The 10,836-nt window shown below is 63.2% G+C and carries 13 protein-coding genes; all 13 read right to left on the bottom strand.

Annotated features, from left to right (window positions below; genetic code table 11):
* Positions 1–1,076, bottom strand: a 1,076-nt coding sequence (locus HY17_RS03420) for a M56 family metallopeptidase (RefSeq protein WP_034762168.1), incomplete at its 3' end; no start/stop codon positions are given.
* Positions 1,073–1,459 (bottom strand): BlaI/MecI/CopY family transcriptional regulator, encoded by a 387-nt coding sequence (locus tag HY17_RS03415; RefSeq protein WP_034762165.1) that lies wholly within the window; start codon positions 1,457–1,459, stop codon positions 1,073–1,075. The genes HY17_RS03415 and HY17_RS03420, both read right to left, overlap by 4 nt.
* A 154-nt stretch (positions 1,460–1,613) precedes the next feature.
* Entirely contained in the window at positions 1,614–1,892 is a 279-nt protein-coding gene (locus tag HY17_RS03410; protein WP_034762162.1) for a hypothetical protein, read from the bottom strand.
* A gap of 91 nt (positions 1,893–1,983) precedes the next feature.
* Positions 1,984–2,700, bottom strand: a complete 717-nt coding sequence (locus HY17_RS03405; RefSeq protein ID WP_034762159.1) for a molecular chaperone DjiA — start codon at positions 2,698–2,700, stop codon at positions 1,984–1,986.
* An 80-nt stretch (positions 2,701–2,780) separates the two neighbouring features.
* The gene (locus tag HY17_RS03400) at positions 2,781–3,671 is read right to left on the bottom strand and encodes an ion transporter (protein WP_051599622.1); all 891 of its coding nucleotides are present in this window, start codon (positions 3,669–3,671) and stop codon (positions 2,781–2,783) included.
* A 111-nt stretch (positions 3,672–3,782) separates the two neighbouring features.
* Positions 3,783–4,256 (bottom strand): DUF4440 domain-containing protein, encoded by a 474-nt coding sequence (locus HY17_RS03395; protein ID WP_034762157.1) that lies wholly within the window; start codon positions 4,254–4,256, stop codon positions 3,783–3,785.
* Positions 4,257–4,330: 74 nt separating this feature from the next.
* Positions 4,331–4,873, bottom strand: a complete 543-nt coding sequence (locus tag HY17_RS03390; protein WP_051599593.1) for an HdeD family acid-resistance protein — start codon at positions 4,871–4,873, stop codon at positions 4,331–4,333.
* A complete protein-coding gene (locus HY17_RS03385; RefSeq protein ID WP_034762154.1) occupies positions 4,873–6,612 on the bottom strand; it encodes an MFS transporter in 1,740 nt (579 codons plus the stop codon). The genes HY17_RS03390 and HY17_RS03385 overlap by 1 nt, the downstream gene beginning before the upstream one ends.
* On the bottom strand, positions 6,609–8,093 hold the full coding sequence (locus tag HY17_RS03380) for a response regulator (protein ID WP_051599590.1): 1,485 nt from the start codon (positions 8,091–8,093) through the stop codon (positions 6,609–6,611). The genes HY17_RS03385 and HY17_RS03380 overlap by 4 nt, the downstream gene beginning before the upstream one ends.
* 66 nt (positions 8,094–8,159) lie before the next feature.
* Positions 8,160–8,348 carry a hypothetical protein gene (locus tag HY17_RS20470; protein ID WP_255342736.1) on the bottom strand — a complete coding sequence of 63 codons (189 nt, stop codon included), beginning with the start codon at positions 8,346–8,348 and terminating at the stop codon, positions 8,160–8,162.
* Between the two features lie 45 nt (positions 8,349–8,393).
* A complete protein-coding gene (gene dusA / locus HY17_RS03375) occupies positions 8,394–9,368 on the bottom strand; it encodes a tRNA dihydrouridine(20/20a) synthase DusA (protein WP_034762629.1) in 975 nt (324 codons plus the stop codon).
* A gap of 45 nt (positions 9,369–9,413) precedes the next feature.
* Positions 9,414–9,749, bottom strand: a complete 336-nt coding sequence (locus HY17_RS03370; RefSeq protein WP_034762152.1) for a hypothetical protein — start codon at positions 9,747–9,749, stop codon at positions 9,414–9,416.
* A gap of 3 nt (positions 9,750–9,752) precedes the next feature.
* Complete coding sequence (locus tag HY17_RS03365; protein WP_034762149.1) at positions 9,753–10,829, bottom strand: flagellar biosynthesis protein FlhB; 1,077 nt, start codon at positions 10,827–10,829, stop codon at positions 9,753–9,755.
* Positions 10,830–10,836 lie beyond the last annotated feature (7 nt).

The raw sequence follows: 10,836 nt of genomic DNA, 5'->3' as shown, positions 1-10,836 counted from the left end.
ACTCCATTATGGGTTTTCTTTTCGCCCGTGATCGGATGTTTGCGCAGGCCGAACGCGCTGGTCAGGCGGGCCTTGTCCAGCACGGCGTGGCTGTAGCTGATATCCGCACCCGGCGCGGCGGCAGCGCCCTTGATCAGCATGCCCTGGGCGATGGCAAGCGGGGCGGCACAGACAAGCGCCGCGGCCAGGACAAGGCCAAGCCGGCGCGGGCGGGTTTTCTCGGTCAGCAATTCGTTGAGACGCATCTTCAGGGTTCCTTTCTTCCGGAGGATGAATGCCGCCACAGGCAGCACCGCCTCATCGCGCGACACGCGCGCAGCAGAAGTAAGGGTCCGGGCATAGGCGATCCGGTCGCCGGTCAGCTCAACTGTTTCGTCATCGACCACGGCCTCCCGCCAGAAATCGAGCTGGCCGCGGATCCACCAGGCAAATGGCGAGAACCAGAATATATCCGCAATCACACGCTCGAGCGGCCGTGTGGCAAGATCGCCCCGTTTCAGGTGGACGAGTTCGTGCACGATCACCTGGCTCGCCCCTGCCCCATTGATCAGGGCCGCCGGGACGTAGACGGAGCGTTTCAGAATGCCCGCAAGGAACGGCGCCCCGCGCGGGATGACATGAACCAGCGGCGTGCGGGAGAGGCCGACCGCCTCCGCCCAGTGACCGATAGGACGGTTCGTCCGCATGGCGCGCGCCTTCAGCCGCTGCAAGCGGACCTGGCTGATACTCCAGAGCAGGAAGCGCACGGCCCAGCCAGCTGCGATCACGCCAAGGATCAGCGTGCCGGTGTCCGGCAATTGAAAGGCCTGCGACGGGGCGGCGGCCGCTGCCCCGTCCATGGGTGCCACGGCCAACGGCTCCATCAGCGGCAGCTCGGCCAGCTGTGCCTCGACCCGGACAGGCAGGCCCGGCAGCACGAGCGAAGCGGCAAAGGGCGCGATCATGACCAGCGCGGCGCCGCGCCAGATGGCCTGCGCCAGTTTCGGTGCAGGCTTCATGCGGCAGATCAGGCTCGCGCCGGCCCAGACGGCGGCGCTCCAGCCAAGGGCGATCAGGACGAGGCCGAGCGGGCTCATGACTTGCGCCCTTTCTTCTCGTCCTCCGCCGCATTGATGATGGCGTCCAGTTCGTCCAGTTCGGCATCGGAAAGGTGCGGGCTCTCGGCAAACAGGGCCGCCGGGATCGGCCCGTCCATATCCAGCACCTGGCGCGCGAGATGGCGGACAAGCCCGCCCAGCGTCGCGGTCCGGTCCAGCGCGGCGGAGAAGACAGCCATGCCGTGCACGTCGGCGCGGGTGACCCAGCTCTTCTCTTCCATGCGCGCGATGACAGTACGCGTGGTGGAGGGTTTCCAGCCCTGCCCCGGGCCGATGGCGTCATGCACTTCACGCGCACTCTGCGGTCCGGCGGACCAGAGGTGCTTCAGCACCGCGAGCTCGGAAGAATTGGGTTGGGACATGGCGCCTCACTATGTTTGACGCCGATTCACTACACTTGTAGCGCTTTCGCGTCAAGAGACACGCGCGCGCAAGCAAACGGCCCGTCTGAAACGGGCCGTATTCATGGTGTATACATGGTCTTTAGACGGTGTTGTTCATGGTCCGGAAGCGGACTTATTCCACCGTCCAGCCGCGCGGCGTGCGCCGGGCTTCCAGCGTCAGCGTTTCCTCGCCGGTGTCTTCCGTCCGGCGGCGCGTGCGGCGGCTGCCGGCGAATCGCATGACCAGAGCGGTCGTGCCCAGAAGCACGCCCGCGATCGCGGTCATCACGGCCACGATCCCGGCGGTCAGCACCAGCATCATCCCGATCATCACCTGAAGAAACAGGGCAAGGCCTGCCCGCAAAGTGGCGGCAAAATCGAATCCGGCGGGATGGGGCGCTGTCTGAGTCATGGCAAAATCCTTTTGCCTTCTCAACATGGCGGCATCATGGCCGCCCGTCAACGAAAGCCGCGCGGCGCTTCACAGAAACGTGTGTTACCGCTCAGGAATCGTGCCGGATCAGCAGGCCGCGCTCGGTGCGGATCTGCGCATAGGCGGCTGTAATGGCGGCGGCCTTGGCGTGGGCGGCATCCTCGAACTCGCGCGGTGCGCCCATCTGGATCACCCGGTCCGGGTGGTGATCTGCCATCAGACGGCGATAGGCTGCGCGGATAACATCGAATTCCGCATCATGCGCCACGCCCAGCACGTGATACGGGTCGTTCCGGTCCGGCCCCATATGCGCGGCCTTGATCCGGCGGAACGTCGCCTCGCTGAAGCCGAATGCCTCTGACACATTCTGCAGGTAGGTCAGCTCGTCCTGTGTAATGACGCCATCAGCGCCCGCAATCTGGAACAGGCCGTCCATCACCCCTTCCAGCAGGCAGGGCCGGTCGTGGTAGCGCCGCCCGATGCGACGGGCATAGCCTTCATAGCCACGCACCGTCTGGCGGGCGAGATTGAACACACGGCGCACATTGTCAGCCTCTTCTGGCGGCGCACGGAAGACGCGAGAGAAGACCATGATCTCCTTGTCGGACACGGTGCCGTCCGCCTTGGCGAGCTTTGCGCCCAGGCCCACAACCGCGGCGGTAAAGCCCACATCATTCGGGTCCGGCGCGCACGGAACCTCTCCCGGCTCCCGGGATTCGTCCTCATGCGTGATGTCGGGGTCAAAAAGGCGTCTGCCGCCTTCAAGAAGTCGCGTCCACAGGCTCATTGTTGACGCTTTATAGCAGGATTTTGTGATCTTGGGAGGCCGCGTTGCTGACAGTTACGTGAAGCAGGCTTAATGCATTTTTACTCCCGCGGGCCGGGCTGCGCCGCGACGGCGGCCTTCAGGTCCGCCACTTCCTGCTGCAACTGCTTCAGGACAGCCAGGATTTCATGGCGCGCATCGTCAGCCTCTTCCCGCTCCTCCTCGAACTCCTCCTCCAGCTCCTCAAGCCCTTCTTCCAGAAGGGTTTTCTGCTCCGCCGCCAGCGAATCCACGACCAGGGCGATGAACAGGTTGAGAATGGCAAAGCTCGCCACGAAGATGAAAATCAGGAAGAACACCCACGCCATCGGGTGGCCGTCATCGATCACCTTCTGCATCACTTCGAACCGCCAGCCATCCATGGTCATCACCTGGAATAACGACAAGGCGGAGCTCGGCAGGTCGCCGAACAGCTGGCGCACTTCCTCGGTTTCGGTATTGCCGAACATGTTGGTGGCCATCACCGCGGCGACGTAAGTCACCAGCGCCAGCACAGCAACGATGGCGCCCATGCCCGGCAGGGCCTTCAGTAACGCCTCGGTGATCCGGCGCATCACCGGCACGACGTGCAGCAGGCGCAACACCCGCAGCACCCGCAATGCACGCAACACGCTGAACGCGCCGCCACCCGGAATCAGCGAAATACCCACAACGATGAAGTCGAACCAGTTCCAGCCAACCCGGAAAAACTGGAAGCGGTAGACCACCAGTTTCAGCAGGATCTCCACCGCGAAAATGTAGGTGATCCCGTGGTCCATGATCTCGAGCGCCAGAACCAGATCCCGGGGCAGCGAATGCCGATAGGTCAGGACACCCAGGATCGCTGCATTGAAGATGATGAGGCCGGTGATGAAGCTGCGGAACCAGGGCCGCTCGATCGAGCGCTCCAGGGCAAAGTTCGATGTGTCCTGATCGAGTGTCGCTCGCTTCATGCTGGTCCCCTGATCCTGCGGCCGCGCGGGGCCGACTGCCCGCTTTGTGCCGCCAAAGCGCAGGCCTGCCAAGCCGTCAGCCTGGGGTCATTTCATGGCAGGCCGGTGGCCTCACTCAGCCGACGTGGTCGTGTCCGAAACGATCTTCCATTCACTGCCCATCTTGCGCAGGACCAGCGTGTAGAGCCCCCACGGCGTGCCTTCGCGGCCTTCCAGCTTCCAGCGGCCATGGGCGACAGCCGCGTCCGCACCCAACAGCACGATTTCATAATCATCGGTCAGCAGCGTGCCCATCGTCGCCGGGCCGCCATAAGTGTTGTGATAGCGGGCATTGGTCTCGTCCCAGCCGCGCGTGACATTGCCGCCAGAGGCAAAGCGCAGATCGGGCGATTTCCAGTAGCCTTCCATGAACCCGTCAATGTCGCCCCGGTTCCAGGCGGCATCCTGAGCTTCGAGCATGGCGGTAATGGCGGCAATTTCCGTCTCGACCTGGGAGGCTCCGGCGGCAATCGGCGCACCAGCCTGCGTCGTGCACGCGGCCAGAGGCAAGACGGCGACCGCGGCGGCAGCGAACAGAATTTTCATGAGACGGCTCCGGCTTTTGAAGAGGAATGCCGAGCCTAGTGTGCGCCGGTCCGGGGGGCCAGCCCCCTTCCCACTCAGTCCCTGAACTCGCGGAGCATCAAGCCCGCCGCGACCAGCCAGAGCCCGTTCGACATCAGGTCTATGCCCAGCAGGAGCCCCAGCAAGGCGGCTGCCGCTTCCGGCAAATTCATCAGCACGAACACCGCCAGCAGGATCGAGATCGTCCCGCCAACCACCAGCCAGAGCCAGGGCCGGAACGGACGCAAATTTGTCCCTGCCAGAACAAGGATCACGCCTTCCAGCATGAACAGGAAAGCGAGGATCAGCGTCAGTGAAACAAGACCGCCGAAGACATTTGTCGCCAGCATGACGCCCAGCAGGATCTGCAAGACGCCCATGCCGAGATCAAACCAGGAGAAACCAAACGGCGAGCGCAGTGTGAACGCCACCTGCATCACGCCAAGCAGGATGAACAGGAAGGCCACCAGCTGAAGCACGAACACAGAGGCGACATAGGGATTCATGAGCGCGAACACGCCGCCCAGCAGCGACAGCACCCCCATCGCCACATAAAGCCACCAGTGGCCGCCAAGGCCTTCAGGCCGTTTGGTTTCCATCAGCTCGCTCCCTGCTGCTTTGCAGCGCGGGCCTCCCGCGCCTGCCGCCACCATTCCAGAATGCTGAGCAGGACCGCAACCCCGCCCAGCCAGAAGGTGATGATGAAGACCGTATAATAGCCCTGTTGTTCGATGATCTCGCCAAGCCACGGCCGGCCGAGTGTTCCGATCAGCATCGTCAAAGACCCGAGCAAGGCATACTGGACGGCTGCAAAGCGCGGATTCACGACAGAGGTAAGATACGCAACGATGGCAACACTGGCGAACCCGCCAGCGAGATTTTCCCCCGCAATCGCCATCATCAGGCGCGCCAGCCGTGGGCCCGCATCTGCACCATGCGCATCCGGCGATATGTCTGCCGCCACCGCAGCGAAGGCCCGCAGAGGCTCTCCCATATGGGTGAAATCGAGGAATGCATCGATGGCCGCCCCGCCCGCAGCAAGGTCTGCAAACAGGAGATTGGTCACTGCCGCCAGCACGGCCCCGGCCACCAGAACCGGCATGCGGCCGATAATGCCCATAACGACACCGCCCAGTGCGGCGCCTGCCATGATCATCAGGATGCCGAAGAATTTCGAGGCAATCGCAACATCCGCCGTGGAGTGATGCAGCGCGCCGAAGCGGTCATCGAGATAGAATGGATAGGCAAAGGCGCCCCAGACCGCGTCTGTGAATCGATAGGTCAGCGCCAGAAGCAACACGAACAGCGCGCCCCAGCCGAGCCGGCCGATCAGGTCCATCAGCGGATCGAAGATCGCGCGGAACAGCACGCGGACCGTACGGGTCAACCGGCTTGTCCCCGGTCCATCGATCAGCACGGTGCCTGGCTCGCGCCCATGCCGGAAAAGCAGCGTCGCCGCGATCAGTGACGGGAAAAGGACCGTGAACGAGACGATAATGGGCCCCTGCTGGGTCACGAACGCCCGTGCGCTTGGCGGCGGATCCTGTGTCAGGGCACCGAAGACAAACCAGACGATCATGCACAAGGCGGCCAGCCACCCGGCCGCAATGCCCCACGTCACAAGGTTCCGCTCCGACTCGGGCAGGTTCGACTGATAGCTCGGCCGGGCATTTGCCGGATCGTCGGATTGCTCGGGTTCGGGCGCCACGAACGTGCCCGCCACCGCGAACAGCATCATCAGGGCGATCATGCCGTAGACCAGCGGCCAACCGATATATCCGACCAGCAGCAACGCAACGAAGCCGGTCACGAAGCCGGAAGCCCGATAACCCAGCTGGTAGATCGCGGACATCAGGTCCTTGTCTTCATCCGAACGCGCCACCTCGATCCGCCAGGCATCCAGCACGATGTCGTGTGTCGCCGACAGAAGCGCCGCACTCAGCGCAACCAAAGCGACGAGACCGATGGCGTTCGCAGGATCGCTGAACGCCAGAACGGCAAGCAGGATGGCAATCGGAATCTGAAACGCCAGAAGCCACATGCGCCGCGGCCCCAGCCAGCGGATGGGAAAGGACGCATCCTGGAACGCAGGTGCCCAGAGATATTTGAAGGAATAGCCAAGCGTGATGATCGACAAGGTACCGATCGTGGACGGCTTGATGCCTTCCTGCGTCAGCCAGGCGTTCAGCGTGCCAAGCACTGCGCCATAAGGCAGGCCGGCGGCGAAGGCGAGCATCAGCATCGCGGCCATGCGCCGGTCTTTCAGGGCCTTCAACGCCCTCAGCGCGCGCGGCGGCTTGTGCTCTGCCTGCTCTGCGCTCGCGGTCGTTTCCGTCATGCGGCGCCGGCCTTGTTTTCAGCGCCCGTCCAGCGGATGGCGAGCGCCCGCAAGGCTTGCGGTTCAATCGGCTTGGCAACCACGTCATTGGCCCCGGCTGTTTTGGCCTGACGCTCAATATCGCCATTCACTTCGGCGGAAACGGCAATCACCGGAACATTCGACCCTTCGGCGCGCAGCTGGCGCATGGCTTCGAACCCGTCCATTTCGGGCATGCGGAGATCCATCAGGACCAGGGCGGGATTCATGCTCTTCGCGGCCTCCAGCGCTTCAATACCTGTTGAGGCGACTGTGACGGTAAATCCGGCCGATTCCAAGGCGCGCCGTGCAATCATCGCATTGACGGGATTGTCGTCGGCGATCAGGACGCGACCGGCCCCCGTCAGCTTTTCGGGTTCCTCCACCGGCAGGCCACCGGCCTTCACGACGAACACCCGCTCGACCAGTGACGACGCCCGGAGCGGCCGCACCAGCCAGCCGACACACCCCATCGCCTTGAAGCGGGCAATGGCGCCGCGGTCTTCCGGACGCAATACGATCAGGGCCGGCGCCTTGCGGGCCAGAGCCCGGACCGTTTCTTCCGACTGCTCTGCCCCGATCAGCAGGACATCGACCTCTGGCGGGACATAGCCGGACGATACGTCGATGCGTACAGGACGGGCCGAGGCATTCATCAGCGCCGCCGTGGTCGACAGGCAGGTCGCCGGCGGCAGACCGGCCAGACCCACGACGGCATCCAGAACCGGCAGGTCGTGCGTCGCCGGCAGATCGGCCTTCTTCAGGGGCAAGCTCACGGAGAAGCAGGTGCCGAGGCCCGGCTCGCCCGTCACTTCGATCTGACCACCCAGCAGGTCGGTCAGGCGTTTGACGATGGCGAGGCCGAGGCCGACCCCCCCATCCTTGTAAGCATCCTGGCGGCTGGACTGGCGGAAGGCTTCGAACAGACGCTCGCGATCCTCCGGCGCGATGCCGGGGCCAGTGTCGATAATGCGGTATTCCAGCCCGTCCTCATGCGCGAGAATATCGAGCAGGACAGCGCCGGTTTCAGTGAATTTCAACGCGTTGCCGACAAGGTTGAACAGGATCTGCCGGATGCGGCCCGCATCGCCGGAATAGGACGGCATCGGCAGGTCCGATGCGCGCGCTGCGATATCCAGCCCGGCGGCATGCGCGCGCGGGCTCAGCAATTCCACCACTTCACGGCCGAGGCGCACCGGGCAGAACGCTTCGGTCTCCAGCTCAATGGCCGATGCATCAAGACGCGCATAGTCCAGCACGTTGTTCAACAGGTCCAGCAGACGCGAGCCGCTGAGCCGGATCGCTTCAGCATATTCCCGCTGGGCCGGTTCCAGTTCCGTCTCCAGCAATAGCGATACAGTGCCGAGAATTCCGTTCAGCGGCGTGCGGATCTCGTGGCTCGCCGCGGCGAGGAAGGTTTCTTGGGGGCGCGGTTCGCCCGGCAGCAGGGGTGGCTTGGTCATGCCGGTATCCTGCAGCAGACGCTTTAGGATTTGTTTAAATCGCGCACGTGTTTCATGTCCGATTTCCTAACGCGCCATGGCCTGCGCATCGATGCCCTCACCCTCCCCCGCCGAGCGCTGGCGGTAAGAGAGCGCTTCGACTATGTGTACGCGGCGTACACCATCTGATCCATCAAGGTCTGCAATGGAGCGGGTAACTTTCAGGACACGGGAATAACCGCGCGCCGTCAGGTTCAGCCGTCCCGTCGCAGCGATCTCCAGAACACAATTCGCGCCCAGTGAAATGGTCGATCAGGACGATCAGACAGGAGCGCGATCCCGCACGGCTTCCAGCGCTGCATCAAGGACTTCCAACCCCGCGCCGGGCCGCGGTGCACGCTCCGACAGGGTACGCCGCCAGAGGCGCGCGCCCGGCCGTCCATTGAACAGACCCAACATATGCCGGGTCATGCCATGCAAGCCGACGCCCTCTTCCAGCCGTGCCGCCATATAGGGGCGATAAGCCTCCAATGCCTCGAAAGGCGAACAGACCTCCCCTTCCCCGAACAGCACCGCGTCGACTTCACCCAGAAGAGCTGGCGTCTGGTAAGCTGCGCGGCCGAGCATGACGCCGTCAAACCGTTTCAGGTGTTCTGTACACGCCTCAATGTCCGGAATGCCGCCATTCAGGATGATCATCAGATCCGGCCGAGCAGATTTCAGTTCCGCGACAAGGTCATAATCGAGCGGCGGGATGTCCCGGTTCTCTTTCGGCGACAGGCCTTTGAGCCAGGCCCTGCGGGCGTGCACGGTGAAGATCTCGCACCCGGCCGCAGAGACCTTGTCGACAAAAGTGAACAGCGTCTCGCGCGCCGGCAGGTCGTCGATGGCGATCCGGCACTTCACAGTCACGGGAATCGAGACCGCCGCCTTCATCGCGGCCAGACAATCCGCGACGAGATCCGGCTCCGCCATCAGGCAGGCGCCGAATGCGCCGGATTGCACGCGCTCGGACGGGCAGCCGCAATTGAGGTTCACCTCGTCATAGCCGAAGCCCTCAGCGATGCGCGCCGCCTCGGCCAGCTTCCACGGCTCGCTACCGCCGAGCTGCAGTACCACGGGGTGCTCTGCTTCATTGAAGCCGATCAGTCGCTGGCGGTCGCCATGGATCACCGCATCCGCCGTCACCATTTCTGTCCATAGCAGCGCCCGTTTCGACAGGCACCGGTGAAACGCCCGGCAATGCCGGTCGGTCCAGTCCATCATGGGGGCCACGGAGAAACGATAGTCTAGCATGCGCGGACTTGTGGCGAGGCTGCCTTCAAAGATCAAGCATCCCGGTCAGGGCCTGCCGGACTCCCGGCGAAGGCGCTGTTCGGAATCGAATGCTCGTTTCAGCGCCTCCCGGGCCGCGACAAACTCGGCTTCCTTCTCGGCGATCTTTGCCCGGCAGGCCTGAATCGCGAAAGTCTGCCGCTGGGCATAGCCATGCTCATAGGACAGGATGTGCGACTCGATCCCCCCAGCTTCTCCATTGAGCGCTGCAAGGTCGGCTTCGAGGCGCTGAAGGTCTGTCTTGAGAGCGGTCAGCTCCTGCTGAACGCTCAGCAAATCCTGTTCGGCCCGCTGGCGTTTGAGCGCGACGAGCTTCTGAAGGGGTGGGCCTTTCTGCGCCATGCCCTACTCCATGTGCTTTTTCACGCGCTCGACGAAATTGATCGCGGCGGCCACGGCGGCGAAGTGTTCGGGACGGATCTCCTCATCCACCTCGACCAGGCTGTACATCGACCGCGCCGCCGGCGGATCGCGATAGATGGGTACATTATTCGCAGTCGCGACTTCGCGAATACGGGCGGCCAGATGGTCTACACCCTTCGCGACACACACCGGTGCCTTGCTGGAGTCCGGGTCCCATTTCAGGGCAACGGCATAGTGCTCCGGGTTCACCATGACGACGGTTGCGTCCTTCACATTGGTCAGCATCTGGCCGCGGGTGATTTTCTGCGCCTTCTGCCGGCGCTGCTGCTTCAGCTGCGGGTCGCCTTCAGACTGCTTCAGTTCCTTCTTCATCTCCTCACGCGTCATCTTCAACTGATTGGCGTGGAGACGGCGCTGGAGCGGCAAATCGATCGCCGCCAGCACGGCCTGGAACAGGAGGAACCAGAAAATCAGCTTCAGCACCTGTGCGAAAGTGAACTCAGCGAACTGGCCCTGCTGGATAGAGCTGGAGGCGTAATAGTCCTGCGCGAGTTGGACGAGGAAGACCACGGCAATCGTGGCTGCAAATGTCAGCTTCACCGTATCTTTCAAGAAGTCGAGGAGGCCCTTTGCGCCATACTTCTTCTTGAGGTTCTCGATCGGCGACAGCTTTTTAGGATCAGCCTGCACCTTCTTGGCCGAAAAGGAGATGGAACGCTGGGCAACGAGCGCCAGCATGACAATCGCGCCGAGGATCAGCAGGACCGGGGCGAACTTGATCAACGTGGTCGAGAGCCAGCTGCGTGTCTCCGCCCCGCCGGAATCGAAGATGTCCTCAGAGAAGGCATCAGCATGATACAACATGGACGAAAAGTCCTGGAACACCGAGCTGCCAATCGCCGTCTGGAGCACGACAGCCGCCACCATTGTGGCGACGATCAGCGCCAACGTGTTGGCTTCCTTGGACTGCGGAACATTACCTTCCTCGCGCGCCTGCTGGCGGCGCTGCTCGGTAGCCTCGAACTCCTTTTCGCCGCTGTCTGTATCCTGCTCCGCCATGGTCTAC

Source organism: Hyphomonas sp. CY54-11-8, assembly GCF_000682735.1.
Classification (GTDB): domain Bacteria; phylum Pseudomonadota; class Alphaproteobacteria; order Caulobacterales; family Hyphomonadaceae; genus Hyphomonas.
The sequence above is the reverse complement of the archived record's forward strand: the minus strand, read 5'-3'. Positions and strand labels throughout refer to the sequence as shown.

Bases quoted from the DNA above. Each gene is read 5' to 3' on its own strand.
- HY17_RS03415 (WP_034762165.1), bottom strand. From the start codon at position 1,459: ATGTCCCAACCCAATTCTTCCGAGCTCGCGGTGCTGAAGCACCTCTGG.
- HY17_RS03410 (WP_034762162.1), bottom strand. From the start codon at position 1,892: ATGACTCAGACAGCGCCCCATCCCGCCGGATTCGATTTTGCCGCCACT.
- HY17_RS03405 (WP_034762159.1), bottom strand. From the start codon at position 2,700: ATGAGCCTGTGGACGCGACTTCTTGAAGGCGGCAGACGCCTTTTTGAC.
- HY17_RS03400 (WP_051599622.1), bottom strand. From the start codon at position 3,671: ATGAAGCGAGCGACACTCGATCAGGACACATCGAACTTTGCCCTGGAG.
- HY17_RS03395 (WP_034762157.1), bottom strand. From the start codon at position 4,256: ATGAAAATTCTGTTCGCTGCCGCCGCGGTCGCCGTCTTGCCTCTGGCC.
- HY17_RS03390 (WP_051599593.1), bottom strand. From the start codon at position 4,873: ATGGAAACCAAACGGCCTGAAGGCCTTGGCGGCCACTGGTGGCTTTAT.
- HY17_RS03385 (WP_034762154.1), bottom strand. From the start codon at position 6,612: ATGACGGAAACGACCGCGAGCGCAGAGCAGGCAGAGCACAAGCCGCCG.
- HY17_RS03380 (WP_051599590.1), bottom strand. From the start codon at position 8,093: ATGACCAAGCCACCCCTGCTGCCGGGCGAACCGCGCCCCCAAGAAACC.
- dusA (WP_034762629.1), bottom strand. From the start codon at position 9,368: ATGCTAGACTATCGTTTCTCCGTGGCCCCCATGATGGACTGGACCGAC.
- HY17_RS03370 (WP_034762152.1), bottom strand. From the start codon at position 9,749: ATGGCGCAGAAAGGCCCACCCCTTCAGAAGCTCGTCGCGCTCAAACGC.
- HY17_RS03365 (WP_034762149.1), bottom strand. From the start codon at position 10,829: ATGGCGGAGCAGGATACAGACAGCGGCGAAAAGGAGTTCGAGGCTACC.